Consider the following 17,980-nt stretch of genomic DNA (forward strand, 5'->3'; position numbering starts at 1 on the left):
GGGTCACGAACCGGAGACTTGTGATGAGCGAAATGATTGATGCAGCCGTCAAGGCGCTGTCGGCCAAGCTGTCGGGCGGCTTCGACGGCATTGCGAAATTCGTGATCCCCGGTGAGGGGGCGATCATGCTGGACGGGCAGGGCGTCCGGGCCGCAGACGAAGAGGCCGACGTGACCCTGACCGCCGAGGCCGACGTGTTCCGCTCGATCCTCGAGGGCGACATGAACCCGACCATGGCCTTCATGACCGGCAAGCTTTCGGTCGACGGCAACATGGGCCTCGCCATGAAGCTTGGTTCGGTGCTGGGGTGAAGCACGAGACCGCCCTGCCTGCGCCGTTCCATGCGGAACTGGCCGACGCGCCACCCGGGGCGACGGTCGTCTGGGCACAGGCGGGCACGGCCCGGATTCGATTAGCCTGGTGGAAGGCCGGAGACAGGGGCACAGTGCTGCTTCTACCCGGCCGGACGGAATGCATCGAGAAATATGGCCGCGCGGCGGGCGATCTGGTCACGCGCGGCTTTTCGGTCATCACGATCGACTGGCGCGGGCAGGGGTTGGCCGACCGCGCCTTGCCCGACCGCCGCGAAGGCCATGTCGGAGATTTCGCCGAGTATCAGCAGGACCTGGACGCGATGCTGGCCGAAGCTGTGCGTCAGGACCTGCCGCAGCCCTTCTACATGATCGCGCATTCGATGGGTGGCTGCATCGGGCTGCGTGGCCTGATGCGTGGGTTGCCGGTGCGGGCCGCGGCCTTCTCGGCGCCGATGTGGGGCATCGCCATGGCCGCCTGGCTGCGCCCCGTGGCTTCCGTTGTCTCGGCCCTTGCCGGACCGCTGGGCCTGGTGAACCGCTATGCGCCCTCGACCAGCGCAGAGACCTATCTGCTGCAAGCGCCCTTCGCTGGCAACGTGCTGACGACTGACCGCGAGATGTGGGGCTACATGCGCCGCCAGGTGGCCGAGGTGCCGGAACTTGCGCTGGGCGGGCCGTCGATCGGCTGGCTGAAAGCGGCGCTGCACGAATGCGCCGCGCTGGCCGTGCTGCCCGCGCCGAAGGTTCCGGCGATCTGCGCGATCGGGACGGCGGAGAAGGTGGTGGACGTGCCCCCGGTGCATCTGCGGATGGCGGGTTGGGCGAACGGGCAGCTGGACCTTTACCCGGGGGCCGAACACGAGATCATGATGGAAGGGCCGGCGGTGCGGGCGCGGTTCTTCGACCGTGCGGCGGCCCTGTTCGAGGCGCACCGCTAGGACACCGCGCCGCCTTCAGTCGCCGCAGGTGAAGCAGTTCTCGTCCTCTTCGGTCCGGCTGAACTCCAGCACCCGGCCTTCGGGGCCGATCAGGAACAGGTGCTCATCCGTCACCTCGGCATTGGTCATGGCCTGGAGCGCCTGGAAATATGCCGTTTCGACGTCCAGCTTGTCGCAGGCCATCCGGGTCGCGCCCAGCGGCGAAAACGAGATTTCGGGCAACGTGGCCTGGTAGCTGCCGAAATAGCTGTTGCAGGGCGCCTTGCCCGACAGCTTGCCACCGGTGGTGAAGGTGATCGACAGCGGCGCGGGCGCGCGCTGGCCCTCGAACCCCACCAGATGCCATTCGCCGCCGATCTCGGTGGCAAAGGCCGGAGAGGCGGCGGCAAGGGCAAGCGCAAGGGGGACGGCAAGACGGGTCATCGGGACAGTCCTTTCGTGATGGTCCAGATCCTGTGACGCATCAGAAAGCCTCGGGCTTGTCCTCGCGCGCCATGTGGTCGAGGACGGCATTCACGAACTTCGGCTCCTTCCCCTCGGGGAAGAAGGCCTTCGCCACATCCACATATTCGGTGATCGCCACCTTGGGCGGGGTGGCCATGTCCACCAGCTCCGCCCCCGCCGCGCGGAACAAGGCCCGCAGCACCGGGTCGATCCGGTCGATGGGCCAGGCCGCGACCAGCGCCCGGTCGGTCAGCTGGTCGATCTTCGCCTGCCAGTTCACCGCCGCACCCACCACGGCGCGGAAATGGTCGACGTCGCCCTCGGCGAACTCGCCTTCCTCGTAGACAGCGCCAAAGCGGTGCGTTTCGAACTCGCGCGTCACCGCCTCGACCGTCTGGCCCGAGACCTCCATCTGAAACAGGGCCTGCACCGCATAGAGCCGCGCTGCGGATTTCATCTGGCGCTTTTCGTCACGTTTGGCGGTCATGCCCGGAAACCGATCCCCTTGGTCTTTCCGGCCCATTTGCGCGACAGCGCCACCAGATGCAAGGCCGCAGCTGCGGCACCCCCGCCCTTGTTCTGCCCCGCCGGGTCGGCCCGCACCTCGGCCTGGGCGCGGTTCTCCACCGTCAGGATGCCGTTGCCGATGCAGGCCCCCTGCAACCCCAGAAGGCTGATCGCGCGCGAGCTGTCATTGCACACCGTGTCGTAGTGTGTCGTCTCGCCCCGGATCACGCAGCCAAGCGCCACGTAACCGTCATACTCCGCAAGCCGTTCCGCCATCGCGATGGCCGAGGGCACTTCCAGCGCGCCCGGCACCTCGATCAGGTCCACCGTCGCCCCGCAGGTCGCGCCGACCGCGCGGGCCCCCGCCACCAGATTGTCGGCGATATCCTTGTAATAGGGCGCCACCACGATCAGCAGTTTCACCGGCTTGTCGAAAGCGGGCAGCGGCAGGGTGTAATGCGTCTCGGCGGTGGCCATGATCACTCCTTGATGGGCCGGGTGCCGGTGATGGTCAGGTCGTAGCCTTCGACACCCACCAGCTTCGGCGCCTTGGAATTCGTCACCAGCGAGATCTTCGACAGCCCGAGTGCCGCCAGGATCTCGGCGCCAAGCCCATACTGGCGCAGGGTCTGCGGCGAATGCTCGCCATCCTCGACCATCTTCATCGACGTGTCGCGCAGAAGGATCACCGCCCCGCGCCCCTCGGCGGCAATGATCCGCATCGCGGCGGGCAGGTCGCTGCCGCTGCCCAGGCCCAGCACATCCTCCAGCGGGTTCAGGGCATGGACCCGGACCAGCACCGGCTCTGGCGTGGTCAGATCGCCCTTTGTCAGGACCACCTGGTCGGCCCCCTGCAACTCGTCGGTGTAAACCCGCATCAGCCATTCGCCGCCATGCACCGATTGCACCGCCTTGACCGAGCGTTCGCGGACCAGGCTGTCATGCTTCCGGCGATAGGCGATGAGGTCGCTGATGGTGCCGATCTTGATGCCATGCTTCTGGCCGAACTTGATCAGGTCCGGGAGCCGCGCCATCGTGCCGTCGTCGTTCATCACCTCGCAGATCACGCCCGAGGGGTTCAGCCCCGCCAGCCGCGACACGTCGACCGCCGCCTCGGTATGGCCCGCACGCACCAGCACGCCGCCGTCCCGCGCGCGCAGCGGGAAGATATGGCCCGGGCTGGCGATATCCACCGCACCCTTGGACGGGTCGGTCGCAACGGCCACGGTGCGCGCCCGGTCAGCGGCGGAAATGCCGGTGGCAATCCCCTCGACCGCCTCGATCGACAGCGTGAAGGCACTGGAATGGCGCGAGGAATTCTTCCGCTCCATCAGCTGCAATCCCAACTGGTCCACCCGTTCCGCGGTCAGCGCCAGGCAGATCAGGCCCCGGCCATGCGTCGCCATGAAGGTGATCGCATTCGGCGTGCACATCTGCGCCGGGATGACGAGGTCGCCCTCGTTCTCGCGGTCCTCGTGGTCGACCAGGATGAACATCCGCCCGTTGCGGGCGTCTTCGATGATCTCCTCGGTCGAGGAAATGGCGTCGGAATAGTCGGACATGGGCGGCAGCCTCGCAAGCTCTCTCGCGTTCCTCTAGCGCGGGCGGGGCGCAAAGGCCAGAGGGTGCCCGTCGTAGGTCGGGGCGTGCCCCGACTCTCTTATCCCGACTCCCCTCACCCCCGCGCCGACAACACCGCGAGACAGGCCACCTCGGCCAGCTGCTGCGAGGCCCCGAGAATATCCCCCGTCTGCCCGCCGATCCGCCGCAGGGCCGAGATGGCCAGCATCACCGTCACCCCCAGCGCCGCAAAGACCAGCGGCACCGCCGTCCAGCCGGTCAGCGCCCCGGCGATCACCACCGCCAATGCCAGTCCGACCAGCGCCACCGCCGGATTGGGCCGCCCGGTCGCATGGCTCAGCCCCTCGCCGCGTGCATTGGGCAGAAGCGCCATCACCAGCGCCATCGGCGCGCGCGACAGGGCCCCCGTGGCCACCAGCGCCGCCCAGTGCCCGCCCCAGTGCCCGCCATAGACCAGCACCGCCGTCAGCGCCGACCAGCGGGCGAGCGTGACCAGCACCAGCGCCAGCACGCCGTAGCTGCCGACCCGGCTGTCCTTCATGATCTCCAGCCGCCTCTGCCGCGTCCAGCCGCCGTAAAGCCCGTCTGCGGTGTCGGACAGCCCGTCCTCGTGAAGGCCCCCGGTCAGCATCGCACCAAGCGCCAGGACCAGAACCGCCGTCACCCCCGGCGTGACCCCCAGCCACAGCGCCGCCGTCGCCAGCGCTGCCCCCAGCGCGGCCAGCACGGCACCCACCAGCGGCCAGGCCCAGGCCGATGCCGCACCGGTTCCCCGATGGTTGGGCAGGGGCAGGCGTGTGAGCAGCGCAAAGGCCGACAGAAGATCGGCGGGAAGCCCTAGGGCAATGTCGCGGATTGGGGTCAAAGCGGCAGGTTCCGGCTGGCGTCGGGTTGGCCCTTGGGGTAGCCCCAGAAGCGAAAAGGTGCAATCCGGGAAGACGACCATGCCGTTCCACAGCCTCGCCGATGTCCATGCTCTGCTCGGGCAGCTTCCGGCTCCCGACCAGGCCGCGCTTGCCGGGGCCGAGGCGCGGAACGGCCAGCTGACCAAGCCGCCGGGGGCCTTGGGACGGCTGGAGAAGCTCGCGATCTGGATGGCGGGCTGGCAGGGGACGGAAAAGCCCCGTGCGGGCAATCCGCAGATCGTGATCTTCGCGGGAAATCATGGTGTTACCGCCAAGGGTGTTTCCGCTTTCCCGGCGGAAGTCACCGTACAGATGGTGGCCAACTTCGCCCATGGCGGGGCGGCGATCAACCAGTTGGCCAAGGCCTTCGGCGCGAAGCTTGATGTCCATTCCCTTGACCTCGACCGCCCGACCGCGGATTTCACCGAGGCCCCGGCGATGAGCGAGGCCGAGGTGTTGGCGGCCTTGCAGAAGGGCTATGAAGCCGTCGACCCGCAGGCCGATCTCTTCGTCGCTGGAGAGATGGGCATCGGCAATACCACCGCTGCGGCCGCCATCGCCACCGCGCTTTACGGCGGGGTCGGCTGGGCCGGCCGGGGGACCGGGGTGGATGACGAGGGGCTCCGTCGCAAGGAAGCCGCCGTCGCGGCGGGGCTGGAGCGGCACAAGGCGCTCATCTCCGATCCGCTTCAGGTGCTGCGCTGCCTTGGGGGCCGCGAGATCGCCGCGATGACCGGCGCGATCCTCGGCGCGCGTATGGCGCGGGTGCCGGTGATCCTGGACGGGTTCATCGCCACCGCTGCGGCGGCGGTGCTGGAAAAGGCCACCCCCGGTGCGCTGGACCATTGCGTTGCGGGCCACCAGAGCGCCGAGGGTGCCCATGCCCGCCTCTTGGAGAAGCTTGGCAAGGAACCGCTCCTGTCGCTTGGCCTGCGGTTGGGCGAAGGCTCGGGCGCGGCGCTGGCCATCGGTGTGGTGCGGGGCGCGGTCGCCTGCCATTCCGGCATGGCCACCTTCGCTGAAGCGGGCGTGGCGGCGGGCTGAACGGCGGCTCCTCGTTCGACTTCGTCTCCTCGTCGCACTCCAGCGAGGAGGGACGAAGTCCCCGACGAGCAGACATTACCAAATCGTAAACGCCCGCAAACAAATCATTGATCTAGAATAAAAACCCGGAAATGTCCACCGTGGACAGCCCGATCAGACCTTCGGCATCTTCAGGCTGACCAGCCGCCCGCCCTTCTGGTAGCGGACCTCGGTATCGGTGATCGCCTTCACCGTCCCCCCGTCGATCTTGTCGCCGACCTTGACCTTCTTGTACTTCCCGTTCGCCTGCCGGATCAGCGCGTACCGGCGCGAGTCGGTGCCATAGGTCCCGATCAGGTTGATCTTCGACAGGTTGATCGCATTCGCATAGGTCGCCTGCTTCGCCACACTGGCCTTGGTCGGGATCGACGGGGCGACCTTGGTCGGCTCGGGCTCGTCAAGGTCGGCCGTTTCCTCCGGCTTCGGCGCGGGCGCGGCGGCGGCGACCTCGGTGGGGGCGACTTCCTCGACCGGGGCCGGTTCGCGGACGGCGGCGGCCACGGCTGCCTCGACCGCGGCGGAGAAGTCACGGGGGCGTTCTGCCGGCCGCATCGAGATCGCGACGATAGAGGGGTTCTGGGCTTCCAGGGCGGCAGCCTCGGCCAGCTTCGCCTCGGCCTGCGCGGTCAGCGAGGCGCCCTGCGCACCGAGGTCGGCGGCTTCGGCCGGGGCGGCCGCCGCAGCGGCGGCGGTCACACTGGCCGGACGGGCGAGGGGGCGCAGGCCCGCGAATTCGGTGGAGGTCTCGGGGGCAAGCGCCGCGTCGTCCGCCGTGGCGGGGGCAAGCCCCTCGGGCCGCGCCTTCGGGCGGAACCCCGCCATCGCCGGATCGGCGGGCGGAAGCGGTGCGTCGGCGGCCGGTTCGGTCCCGCCAGTGACCAGCGAGGCGTCGGAGACCGCGGCTGCCGCAGGTTCGGTCGCGGGGGGGGCAACGGCGGCGGCCGCCAAGGCGGCGGCCGATGCGACCTCGCTGCGCGAGGGCGGGAGCCGGGGCGGTTTCCCGGCGATCAGGAAGACCCCGTCCGGGCTGACGATCCCCTCCGGCGTCGGCTTGAGAAGGCCTTTCGCATCGAACTGGTAGACCGTTCCCGGGGCGGGGGGCGGCATCGCCGGATCGGGCAGGGCGTCGACCGCAGTGGCGAGCGCGGGCAGCGCCAGGGCGTCCAGTGCCGGGGGCGGGGCGTCCATGGCGGACAGGAAGATCTCGTCCTGATCCTCGGTCGGGGCGGAGGCGACGGAAACATCTGTCGCGACCACCGTACCGGGCGCGGGTTCGGCCACCGGTTCGGCGGGGACGGTCGCCTCGTCGGCGAGGTCGGTCGGCGCGGGGTCGGTCGGTGCGGGGTCGGTGGCTTCGGGTTCGCTGGCTTCGGGTTGGGCCCAGATCTCGGTTTCCTCCGTCGCCGCTGCGGCCTCCTCGCCCCCCATGTTTACCGGCAGGCTTTCGGTCGCAAGATCCCCCGCATCGGCCAGCGTCGCACCTTCGGCCTCGGGGATCGGATCGGTCATCCCCTCGGGGTCCTGCATGTCGGCCAGCATCTCGTCATCGACGCCCGGCACCTGATCGGTGACGGCGGCCTCGTCCACGGTGGCCGCGCTGCCATTGCCGCCCATGAAATAGGAGGCCCAGGCCGCGACCAGCGCCAGAAACAGGAGGAGCAGGGCGACCATGACCAGGAAGACGGTGCCGGTCCGTTTCTTCGCCGGAGCCATGGTGCCGAAGGTGCCGCCGGGGCGGGCCGGCGATTTCACCGTGGTCGGGCCTGCCACTGCCGGGCGCGGGATCTCGCCGCCCTTGAGCTTGGGTTTGGCACGGGTCCCGGGGATGGTCGGCGCGGTGACCATGCCGGGGAAGCCCTTCGATGCCGTCGGCCGGGCGACCGCCGCGGTGCGGCCCGCAGCAGCCGGGCGGGTCACGCCTTCGACCGGGCGACCGATGGCATCACCGGCGGCAGCGCGGCGGCTGGCGAAGGCGACCATCGCCGCCGAGGGCGGAGCCGGAGGGAGGTCATCGTCGAGATCGTCGATGATCCCCTTCCGCGCCGCAGCGGCGGACGGGGCGCTGTCTTCGGGTTCGGGAAAGGCTGCGCTGTCGGTGACATGCGCGAAGGGGGCTTCCTCGGGGTCGGGCAAAGCCTCGGTCCGGGGCGTGGCGGCCGGTCTTTCGGTGACGACGGGCCCCGGAGCATCATCGACCGGCGCATCATCGGCCAGGGCGGCTTCAAGATCGCGAAGGGTGGCGGCATCCATCCCGTCGTCCCCAACCGCCTCCACGGGCGCAGGTTCGGGCGCGGCAGGGGCTGGCTTGGGGGCGGGTTCGGGCTCGGGAGGCTCGGCGTTCAGCGCCTCCTCCAGGCCGGGCAGAGGCTCTTCCTCGACAGGGGGCTCGACTGCGAGCGCCGGTTCGGCTTCGGGTTCCGCCTCGACCACCACCTCGGCCACCGGTTCGACGGCGGGGGTGTCGGCGAGAGCCGCAGGCTCGGCCTTCGGCAATTCCCGATGCAGGATCGCCACCGGGTCGCGATCGCGCTCGACCGTCTCGTCCTCGGCCAGGATGCCTGCCGCGGCGGCGGTCGGGCCGAACCAGGGCTCGCCGACGAAGCTGCCCTCCTCGGGGATGGCGACGAAGGAGACCGGGTTCAGCCGGTGCTCGACCGCGAAACCCTCGGCCTGGTCGAGCGTTTCCCGCGCGATGACGGCGACCTTGACCGTCGCGCCCTTGCCGGACCAGTCGAACGCCAGGTCGTCCACCTCATAGGGGGTGCGGCCTTCCAGCGCGGCGGCGATCTGGCGGCGCTTCTCGTCGCGGCTGGGGCCGGGGGCGTGGATCTCGGTGTAGAGAATCTGGGCGTTTGGCAGGATCAGCTTGGTCGCCACCCCCAGCGGTGACAACCCCAGCGCCGTCTTGCGCAGATAGTCCAGCGCCTCGCCCAGATCGGGGGCGTCGAAGGCCACCTCGCCGATCGAGAGCCAGCCCTTCGGGGTCCGGTGCAGAAGCCCGATGGTGTCGCGGGTCAGGTCAAGTGCAAATGTCGGTTTCATGTCGCGGGTCTAGCACGGATCTTGGAAGTGCTGGAACGTGCCCCAGCCGGATGCCGCTTTACTAAAGCAGCTTTTCGCCGAAGGGAAGGAAAACGGCCAAGGAAGCCATTGCGGCGCGCGTCACAGATGCGAAATGTCGCGCAAATTGCAAGGAGACCCCGATGCGTGTTCTGTCTGCCCTGATCCTGTCCACCGCGCTGGCCCTGCCGCTGGCGGCCCCCGCCCTTGCCGAGGATGCCATGACCCGAACCATCAGCGTGACCGGCACCGGCACGATCGAGGCCGCTCCCGACATGGCCACCCTGATGATCGGCGTGACCACGCAGGGCGCGACCGCTGCCGAGGCGCTGGCTGCGAACTCCAAGGCGACCGACGCGGTGATTGCCCGGCTGACCGCCTCGGGGATCGAGGCGCGGGACATGCAGACCTCGAACCTGTCGATCAACCCGAACTGGACCGGATATGACAGCTCGACCCCGACGATCTCTGGCTATGTCGCCTCGAACATGCTGACGGTGCGGGTCCGGGCGCTGGACACGACCGGAACCGTGCTGGACGCGGCGGTGGCGGACGGGGCCAATACGCTGAACGGCATGACCTTCGGCCTTGCCGACCCCGAACCGGCCTATAACGAGGCCCGCAAGGAGGCGGTCGCCGATGCCCGCGCCAAGGCCGAGCTTCTGGCGATGGCGGCGGGTGTGAAACTGGGACAGGTCCTGTCGATCTCGGACGCGGGCGCGATGACCGATCCGGCGCCGATGTACCGCGAGGCGGTCTCGGCTGCGGCGCCGCCGGTGTTGGGCGGCGAGCTTGGCCTGGTGGCCAATGTCGCGGTCACCTGGGAGATCGCCGAGTAGGATGGCACAACCCGGCGTCAAGGGGCGGAAATCACCCGGATTCCGCCGGTTTCCGTCATGATTTGGCCCAAGTCGCCGGGCAATCTCGCGGCAAGAGAAGAAGGCAGGAGCAGTTCCCCATGATCCGCGGACCGATCAGCTTGTTGATCGTCGGTGCCATCATGCTTGCCGGGGTCGCCCTGGTGTCGCTCGGGCCTCAGGCTTTCGAGCGCTATCTTCCCGACCGGGTGATGGCGCTGCTGGACGGCGGTCTTGGCGGGACGTTCGGCAGCGGTCGGCGGTCGGGCGACAGCCCCGCCGACCTTCTGGAGGACGGGCCCGACGGCCTGGTCGCGCGCGGGCCGATCGCGGCGCTGGCGGGGAACCGTCCGGTCTTCGTCGCGGATGTGATTGACGGCTACAGCACGCGCGTGGCGTCGGACATCCCGGCCGAGATCACCACGATCCGGCCGATTTCGGGCTGCCGGCTGACGCCGCCGCTTGCGGGCACCGTCGTTGGCCATGTGACCGCCGAGGAGACCGGGCTGCGGCTTGCCTTCCTGACTTATGATGACAGCGACCTCGCCGCCGCCGTGCAGGGCTTCGTCGACCGCTACCGCGAAAGCGGCCTGGCCTCGCCCGGTGACGGATCGGAACTGGCCTACGAGGCCTATGACGTGGCGGTCACGGAAACCCGTGCGCCGGTCTATCTGGTGCTGGAAAACGCCCGTGGCAACCGGATCTGGAACATCCATCTCGCGCCCGGCGCCCGGATTGAACGGGTGATCCTGTTGGGTGGCGCACATGCGGGGGTGGCGAACCTGGATCCCGTGGTCCCGGTCGAGGTGCTGCCGGGCGACGCGCTGGCCGCCTGCGGGATCGCTCCCGCCTATCCGCTGAACCCCGGCCATCGTTTCTTCGAGGTGCTGAAGGCCGGGTCCGCCAGCGACAAGGCCGCGGCGGAAGCGAAACTTGCGGTGATGCAGGACCGGATCGCAGCCTACAACAGCTGGTTCCGCGACAGTTTCGGGGCGCCTGCGGATGAAACCCGCGCGGGCTTTGCGGGGGGCACCGTCTCGGTCGTCGGGCCGCAGCCCGGCGCGGCAGAGCCGAAGGCGGTCTATGCCAGGGTCCAGGGTGCACAGATACGGTTGACCCAGGACAGCTATTTCGAGATCCGCGGCCAGGTGGCCAAGGGCGAGGATTTCGCCGGCCGGGTCAGGGCTATCGCCGCCAGTTTCGCCTTCGGCGACCTGAAGACCATACGCCAGGGGGTCGCGTTCTGATGCTGCGGGTTCTGATCGGCACGGGGCTTTTGCTGATGGCCGTGGGCTTCGGAGCCGCGGGTTGGCAATACTGGCAGACGCTGCCGAAGGCAGCTGTGGCAGAAGAAGCCGCCACCGCAACCCCGGTCCCCCCCCTTCCCGCGCGGCAGAGCTGGCTGATCTCGCCCACCGGCGGGCTGGTGCCGCAGGCCGACGTTCAGGCCTATCTGGCACAGGAGCGTTTCGTACCTGCCCGGACGCTGCGCGTCGTCCGCCAGGCGAAGCTTGCCGACCTGCTGGTGGGGGAAGAGAAGCTGCCTGACGCCCCCTTTCTTGAGGTGCTGGCCGACATCCGCGCGCCCAAGGTCGGCGATGGGCTGTGCCAGGTGCTCCTGGACGCGATCGCCCGGGACTGCGCGGTGAATGCGGCGCGGGTGGTCGAGGGCAGTGTCGATCCGGCGGTCGGGACCGCGATGTTCCAGTTGGAACTGGTGTTCCGCTTGCAGGACGACGGGACCGAGCTGCCCGATCTCGCCACGCGGGTGTTGCACACCGACCGGGTGACGCTTGACATGGAAGCCGGGGTGGAGGGCACCGAAAGCCCCGATTCCGCGCTGAAGGCCCTGCTCGAGACCATCGGCACGGCCTGCGGTGCCCCGGACGTTGCCGAGATCTGTCGTCCGTTGCGGTTGACGCTCGACTGGGCGCCGGATCGGCCGGTCTCGGCGGGGGCCGAGGTTGCGTGGCTCGCCCCCTTGCCGAAGGGCATGTTCGTGGCCCCGCCGCTGGACCCCGCCACAGGGGGCTAGGCGGCGGATCTCGCGGTCAGGCCGTGGCCTTGGCCAGCGCCTGATCGAGATCGGCGATGATGTCGCGCACGTCCTCGATCCCGATCGACAGGCGCACCGAATCCGGCGCGGCCCCGGCCTTGACCTGCGCCTCTTCCGTCAGCTGCCGGTGCGTTGTCGAGGCCGGATGGATGATCAAGGACCGCGTGTCGCCCAGGTTCGCGACATGGCTGAAGAGCTTCACATTGTCGATGAGCCTGACGCAGGCCTCGTAGCCGCCCTTGATCGTGAAGGTGAAGAGCGCCCCGGGACCCTTCGGCGTGATCATCTTGCCCAGATGGTAATAGGCCGAGGACTTCAGGCCCGGATAGGTGACGCTGCCGACCCGCGGATCCTGCTCCAGCCATTCCGCGACGATCTGCGCATTCTCGACATGGCGCTGCATCCGCAGGGACAGGGTCTCGATCCCCATCAGCGTGTAATGCGCGCCCTGCGGGTTCATCGTCATGCCTAGGTCGCGCAGGCCGATGGCGATGGAGTGGAAGGTATAGGCCATGTTGCCCAGCGTCGGGTGGAAGACGAGGCCGTGATAGGCGGGTTCGGGCTGCGAGAGCGAGGGGAACTTGTCGTCCGCCGACCAGTTGAACTTGCCGGAGTCGACCACGATCCCGCCGGTCACGGTGCCGTTGCCGGTCAGGTATTTGGTGGCCGAATGGACGACGAGGGTCGCCCCCATCTCGATCGGGCGGCAGAGATAGGGCGTGGCGGTGGTGTTGTCGACGATCAGCGGGATACCCGCTTGGGTTGCGACGCGGGCGATGGCGGGGATGTCCGAAAGCGCGCCGCCCGGGTTGCAGATTGTCTCGCAGAACAGCGCCCGGGTGTCGCCGTCGATGGCTTTCTCGATCTCTTTCGGGTCGTCGAAGTCGACGAACTTCGCCGACCAGCCGAACTTGCGGATCGTGTTCGAGAACTGCTGGATCGTGCCGCCGTAGAGCCGGGTCGAGGCGACAACGTTCCGCCCCGGCTGCATCAGCGGGAAAAGCGCCATGATCTGCGCGGCGTGGCCCGAAGAGCAGGCGATGGCCCCGGCCCCGCCTTCAAGCGCGCAAACCCGGTTCGCCAGCGCCGAGACGGTGGGGTTGGTCAGGCGGGAATAGATGTAGCCGATTTCCTGAAGATTGAAGAGCTTGGCCGCGTGGTCGGCATCGCGGAAGACGAAGGCGGTGCTCTGGTAGATCGGCACCTGCCGGGCGCCGGTGGCAGTGTCCGGCGCGGTGCCGGCATGGACGGCGAGGGTGTCGAAGCCGAGGGGATGGTCGGTCATGGGGTCCTCCTGTGGGTTGGCGTGAGGGTAGGGGAGGAAGCCGAGCGTGGCAACGGGGAGCTGCTTGCGGTGCGTCGGCTCGGGGGATTTGGGAAATCAATGGCTTGTGCGGGCGCGCTCCGTCGCCCGCGGGATAGGGGAAGCGCAGGACCAGATGGCCTTTCCGCAGCACGAAGCAAGTCTTGCTGCCGATCATCACTTCCGCCGTCTCGCCGCCCTTGCAGATCACCACGGTCATCTTTCCGGCAGAGCCGCAGCAACAGGTCAGCCGGGCCTCGACCTCCGGCAGAAACCCTTCGATCACCCTGCCGCAGCCTCGGATGGGCGGACCGAGTCGGTCAAGCGTCGCGGTGTCGGGCGACTGCGTCACGTTGGCCGGCGGCGCGCATGCTCCAGCGCCCAGACCGCGAGGCCGACCATCAGACCCCAGAAGGCCGCGCCGATGCCGAAGGCGGCCATGCCGGAAGCGGTCGTGACAAGGGTCAGCGTCGCGGGCAGGCGCTGGTCAGCCTGCGTGAAGGCAGCGGTCAGGGCGCCCATCAATGGTGACAGAAGCGCGAGGGCGACGAGAGCCGCGACCACAGGGGCAGGAAGGCCTGCGAGAAGTTGCAGCACGGTCGGGCTGAGGAGGCCGAGGAGCAGCCAGGCCCCGGCATAGGCAAGGCCGACGATCCAGCGGCGGTCCTTGTCGGGATGCACGTCCGGTCCAAGGCAGATCGCGGCGGTGATCGCGGCCATGCTGACGGTGTGGGCGCCGAAGAAGGCCGTGACGGCGGAGATGAGACCGGTGGTGGTGAGGGCGGCGCTGACCGGCGGCTCGTAGCCCGCAGCACGCAGCGTGGCGAAGCCGGGCAGGTTCTGCGAGGCCATGGTGACGAGGTAGAGTGGCAGGCCAAGGCCGAGGATCACGCCGGGACGGAACTCCGGGGCGGTGAAGTCGAGGAGGGGCGCCGAGAGGCGGAGGGTGGAAAGGTCGGACCCGGTAAGTAGCGCCAGCACGATGCCGGTTGCGAAGGCGGCGAGTGTCGCCATCGCGGGATTCCACAGCCGGACCACGAGGAAGACCGCGACCATCGGCAGCACCAGGGCAGGCAGGTCCTGCGCGGCTGTTGCGCCCTTCAGGCAGAAGGGGAGGAGCACCCCGGCCAGCATTCCGGCGGCGATGCCGTCGGGGATGCGGGCGACCAGCGCGCCCATAGGACGGAGCAGCCCCGTTGCGGCGATGAGAAGGCCCGCGACAACGAAGGCACCGACGCCCTCGGAGAAGCTGATGCCGGAGGTGGCAGCGATCAGTGCGGCGCCCGGCGTGGACCAGGCGAGGACGACGGGAACCTTGCTGCGCCAGGACAGCAGGGCAGAGCCGAACGCCTTGCCGATGCAGATGGCGAGAAGCCAGCTTGCCGTCTGTGCAGGCGTCGCCCCAAGCGCGGTGGCGGCGGCGAGGATGATGGCGACCGAGGCGGCATAGCCCACCAGTGCAGCCACGGTGGCGGCAGAAAGGACCGAGGCCCGCATGTCGGCTTCCCAGGCGATTGGCGTTGCGGGACTATTCCGTGTGAGGGGGCGGGCTGCAAGGGGGAGCGAGGAAAGAAAGGCGGCGACCCCAGGGAGGAGGAAAGGGGCCGCGCGCCAAGATCGGCGCACCCCGGGAGGAGGATGGGGCGTCCGATGCCGTTCGGGCGATCAGCCCGGAATGGGGGCGGCGATGCCAGGGAGGAGGGAGGCACCGCCGCGGATCACAAGCCCTGGGAGGAGGAACGGGCTCGGGATGGTTTGCGCGGCGAGGCCAGGGAGGAGGAGAGGCCCCGCCGCAATACCGGATGCCCGGGAGGAGGTGGGCACCCGATGGACTTGGGGTTTTCACCCCGAATGGGGGCGGCGATGCCAGGGAGGAGGGAGGCACCGCCGCAGATCACAAGCCCAGGGAGGAGGAGCGGGCTCGGGATGGGTTGCGCGGCGAGGCCAGGGAGGAGGAGAGGCCCCGCCGCAGTACCAAGCGCCCAGGGAGGAGGGAGGGTCGCCCGATGGGATGGAGCCATTCGGCCCCGATAGGGGCGGCGGTGCCCAGGGAGGAGGAGGGGCATCGCCGCATCGTCGCAGGGCCCCAAGGGAGGAGGGAGGGGACCCCGGACGAAATCTTACTTGCCGTAGGCAGCCTCGCGGGCGATCTCGGTGATGCCGAGGCGCGAGATGCCGAGGTCGGACAGCTCACGGTCGGTGAGCGAGTTCAGTTCGGCCACGGTGCGGGCGTAGACGCGGCGCCGGGTGATCGCGGTCAGGAGCACGTCCTTCACGAAAGCCAGGCGGTCGGCGAACCCCTTGCGGGCGACGGGGGTGGTGGTCACATAAGCCATGTCACTCAAGCCTCTTCAGTTTCGTCAGCAACGTTCTGTCGCGCTGTTAGGGATAACATGCGCCTCATGCTGCGGATGCACAATAGCCGGTCTGATCAATGCTGCCATGCAGCATCCGCATGGCTTGGGTCACGGAAATGTCATGATTTATTAATGCGTTCGCCGATTTTTTGAGCAACTGGTCAAGGGTGCTTGCCCTTCCGCGCAAAGACCGCGACCCTAGCGCAAATCTTGGGCGGAGTTGAAACGATGACGGTGGATCGGGATGCGGTGACGAGGGTGCTGGCCGGGATTGCGGTCCCCGGCGGGGGCGATCTGGCAAGCCGGGATCTGATTCGCGCGCTGTCGGTCGAGGGGGGCGTGATACGCTTCGTGATCGAGGCCGCGACGCCCGACGAGGCGCGGGCATTTGGCCCCGCGCAGGCCGAGGCGGAGGCGCGGCTGCGCGCATTGCCGGGGGTCGCTTCGGTGCAGGTGGTGATGACGGCGCATGGCCCGGCGGCGAAGGCCGCGCCTCCGTCGCTGAAGATCGGCCAGCACCCGACGCCGCAGCAGGGCGGGCCGCAGCGGATTTCCGGGATCGACCGGATCATCGCGGTGGCGAGCGGAAAGGGGGGCGTCGGGAAATCCACGGTCGCCTCGAACCTGGCGGTGGCCCTGGCGCGGCGGGGCCGGAAGGTCGGGCTTCTGGACGCCGACATCTACGGGCCGAGCCAGCCGAAGATGATGGGCGTGAACCGGCGGCCCTCATCCCCCGACGGCAAGACCATCGAGCCGCTGGTCGCGCATGGGGTCACGATGATGTCCATCGGCCTGATGCTGAAGGAGAACGAAGCGGTGGTCTGGCGCGGCCCGATGCTGATGGGGGCCTTGCAGCAGCTTCTGGGGCAGGTGGCCTGGGGCAAGCTGGACGTGCTGATCATCGACCTGCCGCCGGGGACGGGGGACGTGCAGCTGACGCTCTGCCAGCGGACACAGCTGACCGGGGCGATTGTGGTCAGCACCCCGCAGGACGTGGCGCTCTTGGATGCGCGCAAGGCCCTGGATATGTTCCACAAGCTGAAGACGCCGATCCTGGGCCTCGTCGAGAACATGTCGACCTATGTCTGCCCGAACTGCGGGCATGAGAGCCATATCTTCGGCCATGGCGGGGTGGCAGCCGAGGCGCGCAAACTGGACTTGCCGTTCCTGGGGGAACTGCCCCTGGCGCTGGACGTGCGGGTGGCAGGCGACGCCGGGACGCCGGTTGCGGCGACCGACAGCCCGCTGGCCGCGCCCTATCTGGCTTTGGCCGACCGGCTGATCGCGGGCGGGATGGGCTGAGGCCTTTTCCCATCGTCACCTTGCAGGAAACCCGCCCGAGTGGCGGGTTTTTGCTTTGGGCGGGATTTTGGGTTGATTACATACCAACTGGTTGGTATCTTTCCTGCATGACCAGCGAGTCGCGGACGCGACGGCTGACACCCTTGAGGAGGAAAGAAGATGACTCACAACATTCGCACCTGTCTTTGGTTCCGCGATGGCCGTGGCCCGGAAGCGGCGAAGTTCTACTGCGACCTGATCCCGAACAGCCGGGTGGAGCGCAGCTTCGGCGCCGATGCGGGGATGGGGCCGTTCACGGTGACGGACTTCAATCTGGCGGGCACGCCCTACCAGATCCTCGACGCGGGGCCGCATTTCACCCTGACGGAAGCGGTGTCCATCAGCGTCGAGACCGATGACCAGGCCGAGACCGACCGGCTTTGGGCGGCCCTGACCGCGGATGGCGGCGAGGAGAGCGTCTGCGGCTGGCTGAAGGACCGCTTCGGCGTCTCCTGGCAGGTCTTTCCGCGTCGGCTGACCGAATTGACGCTGAGCAAGGACAAGAAGGTCTCGGCGGCGGCGACGGCGGCGATGATGAAGCAGAAGAAGATCGACATCGCCGAGATCGAGGCTGCGGTCCGCGCGGCGGCCTGACGGGCGAGAGAGAGGAGCTTCGACATGCGGACGATCAGGATCATCGAGCATATCTCGCTGGACGGCGTCATCCAGGGTCCGGGCGGGCCGGAGGAAGACCCCGCCAACGGCTTCAACCACGGCGGCTGGGCTTTCCCCCATCATGACGAGGCAGGCGGGGCCGCCATCGACAAGGCGCAGGGGACGGGGTTCGACCTGCTCCTTGGCCGGAAGACCTATGACATCTTCGGCAGCTACTGGCCGAAGCAGAAGGGGCCGATGGCCGACAGCCTGAACGGGGCGAAGAAGTTCGTCGCGACCCATCGGCCCGACAGTCTGGACTGGGGGCCGGTGGAGGGCCTTGGGTCCGACATCGCCGCCGGTATCCGCAAGGTGAAGCAGGCGGGCGGGCCGGACCTGATCGTCTGGGGCAGCTCCACCCTGACACCTTTGCTGATCGCCGAGGGGCTGGCGGATGAGGTGGTGCTCCTGGTCTTCCCCGTGATGATCGGGCGGGGCAAGCGCATCTTCTCGGATGTCGTGCAGCCCGCCGAGCTGAAGCTGGTCGAGAGAAAGGCCACGCCTTCGGGCGTGGTGATCTCGACCTACAAGCCCGCCGGGCCGATGCGGACCGGCAGTTTTTCCGAAGAGCCCGCGTGAT

18 protein-coding genes are annotated in these 17,980 nt (G+C 68.6%); 9 read left to right on the forward strand and 9 right to left on the reverse strand.

The features are described 5' to 3' along the window. Positions 1-23 precede the first annotated feature (23 nt). Complete coding sequence (locus JNJ68_RS10640) at positions 24-311, forward strand: SCP2 sterol-binding domain-containing protein (RefSeq protein ID WP_294982243.1); 288 nt, start codon at positions 24-26, stop codon at positions 309-311. Next, positions 308-1,252: an alpha/beta hydrolase gene (locus tag JNJ68_RS10645; protein ID WP_294982244.1), complete on the forward strand. Its 945-nt coding sequence runs from the start codon at positions 308-310 to the stop codon at positions 1,250-1,252. Before JNJ68_RS10640 ends, JNJ68_RS10645 begins: the two co-directional genes overlap by 4 nt. Before the next feature lie 15 nt (positions 1,253-1,267). Here the strand turns inward: JNJ68_RS10645 and JNJ68_RS10650 are convergent, their stop codons facing one another. The 5 genes from JNJ68_RS10650 to JNJ68_RS10670 form a co-directional block, all read right to left on the reverse strand. Beyond that, a complete protein-coding gene (locus JNJ68_RS10650) occupies positions 1,268-1,675 on the reverse strand; it encodes an META domain-containing protein (RefSeq protein WP_294982246.1) in 408 nt (135 codons plus the stop codon). 40 nt (positions 1,676-1,715) lie between these two features. Next, on the reverse strand, positions 1,716-2,183 hold the full coding sequence (gene nusB, locus JNJ68_RS10655; RefSeq protein ID WP_294982248.1) for a transcription antitermination factor NusB: 468 nt from the start codon (positions 2,181-2,183) through the stop codon (positions 1,716-1,718). Further along, positions 2,180-2,680, reverse strand: a complete 501-nt coding sequence (locus JNJ68_RS10660) for a 6,7-dimethyl-8-ribityllumazine synthase (RefSeq protein ID WP_294982250.1) — start codon at positions 2,678-2,680, stop codon at positions 2,180-2,182. The genes nusB and JNJ68_RS10660 overlap by 4 nt, the downstream gene beginning before the upstream one ends. Positions 2,681-2,682: 2 nt before the next feature. Then, a complete protein-coding gene (ribB, locus tag JNJ68_RS10665; RefSeq protein WP_294982252.1) occupies positions 2,683-3,765 on the reverse strand; it encodes a 3,4-dihydroxy-2-butanone-4-phosphate synthase in 1,083 nt (360 codons plus the stop codon). Between the two features lie 113 nt (positions 3,766-3,878). After that, positions 3,879-4,649, reverse strand: a complete 771-nt coding sequence (locus JNJ68_RS10670; RefSeq protein WP_294982254.1) for an adenosylcobinamide-GDP ribazoletransferase — start codon at positions 4,647-4,649, stop codon at positions 3,879-3,881. Positions 4,650-4,728: 79 nt separating this feature from the next. Here JNJ68_RS10670 and cobT point away from each other — a divergent pair, with 79 nt between their 5' ends. Continuing rightward, positions 4,729-5,733, forward strand: coding sequence for a nicotinate-nucleotide--dimethylbenzimidazole phosphoribosyltransferase (gene cobT, locus JNJ68_RS10675; RefSeq protein WP_294982256.1), 1,005 nt, complete (start codon positions 4,729-4,731; stop codon positions 5,731-5,733). Between the two features lie 153 nt (positions 5,734-5,886). Here the strand turns inward: cobT and JNJ68_RS10680 are convergent, their stop codons facing one another. Beyond that, complete coding sequence (locus tag JNJ68_RS10680; RefSeq protein ID WP_294982258.1) at positions 5,887-8,814, reverse strand: translation initiation factor 2; 2,928 nt, start codon at positions 8,812-8,814, stop codon at positions 5,887-5,889. A 161-nt stretch (positions 8,815-8,975) separates the two neighbouring features. Between JNJ68_RS10680 and JNJ68_RS10685 the strand changes: the two genes are divergently transcribed. From JNJ68_RS10685 to JNJ68_RS10695, 3 genes are all read left to right on the forward strand, one after another. Next, entirely contained in the window at positions 8,976-9,671 is a 696-nt protein-coding gene (locus tag JNJ68_RS10685; RefSeq protein WP_294982260.1) for an SIMPL domain-containing protein, read from the forward strand. Positions 9,672-9,790: 119 nt separating this feature from the next. Further along, positions 9,791-10,936, forward strand: a complete 1,146-nt coding sequence (locus tag JNJ68_RS10690; protein WP_294982262.1) for a hypothetical protein — start codon at positions 9,791-9,793, stop codon at positions 10,934-10,936. Next, positions 10,936-11,724, forward strand: coding sequence for a hypothetical protein (locus tag JNJ68_RS10695; RefSeq protein ID WP_294982264.1), 789 nt, complete (start codon positions 10,936-10,938; stop codon positions 11,722-11,724). The genes JNJ68_RS10690 and JNJ68_RS10695 overlap by 1 nt, the downstream gene beginning before the upstream one ends. A gap of 16 nt (positions 11,725-11,740) precedes the next feature. On the opposite strand, the gene JNJ68_RS10700 is transcribed toward JNJ68_RS10695, so the two are convergent. The 3 genes from JNJ68_RS10700 to JNJ68_RS10710 all read right to left on the reverse strand — a co-directional run bounded on the left by JNJ68_RS10700 (position 11,741) and on the right by JNJ68_RS10710 (position 15,384). After that, a complete protein-coding gene (locus tag JNJ68_RS10700; RefSeq protein ID WP_294982266.1) occupies positions 11,741-13,030 on the reverse strand; it encodes an O-acetylhomoserine aminocarboxypropyltransferase/cysteine synthase family protein in 1,290 nt (429 codons plus the stop codon). 366 nt (positions 13,031-13,396) lie between these two features. Further along, entirely contained in the window at positions 13,397-14,545 is a 1,149-nt protein-coding gene (locus JNJ68_RS10705) for a benzoate/H(+) symporter BenE family transporter (protein WP_294982268.1), read from the reverse strand. 623 nt (positions 14,546-15,168) lie between these two features. Continuing rightward, positions 15,169-15,384 (reverse strand): DUF1127 domain-containing protein, encoded by a 216-nt coding sequence (locus tag JNJ68_RS10710; RefSeq protein WP_294982270.1) that lies wholly within the window; start codon positions 15,382-15,384, stop codon positions 15,169-15,171. A gap of 249 nt (positions 15,385-15,633) precedes the next feature. Between JNJ68_RS10710 and JNJ68_RS10715 the strand changes: the two genes are divergently transcribed. From JNJ68_RS10715 to JNJ68_RS10725, 3 genes are all read left to right on the forward strand, one after another. After that, a complete protein-coding gene (locus JNJ68_RS10715; protein WP_294982272.1) occupies positions 15,634-16,707 on the forward strand; it encodes an Mrp/NBP35 family ATP-binding protein in 1,074 nt (357 codons plus the stop codon). Positions 16,708-16,866: 159 nt separating this feature from the next. Next, positions 16,867-17,340 (forward strand): VOC family protein, encoded by a 474-nt coding sequence (locus JNJ68_RS10720; RefSeq protein WP_294982274.1) that lies wholly within the window; start codon positions 16,867-16,869, stop codon positions 17,338-17,340. A 24-nt stretch (positions 17,341-17,364) separates the two neighbouring features. Beyond that, positions 17,365-17,979, forward strand: coding sequence for a dihydrofolate reductase family protein (locus tag JNJ68_RS10725; RefSeq protein WP_294982275.1), 615 nt, complete (start codon positions 17,365-17,367; stop codon positions 17,977-17,979). Position 17,980 lies beyond the last annotated feature (1 nt).

This window comes from Tabrizicola sp. (assembly GCF_016793705.1).
Lineage (GTDB): Bacteria > Pseudomonadota > Alphaproteobacteria > Rhodobacterales > Rhodobacteraceae > Tabrizicola.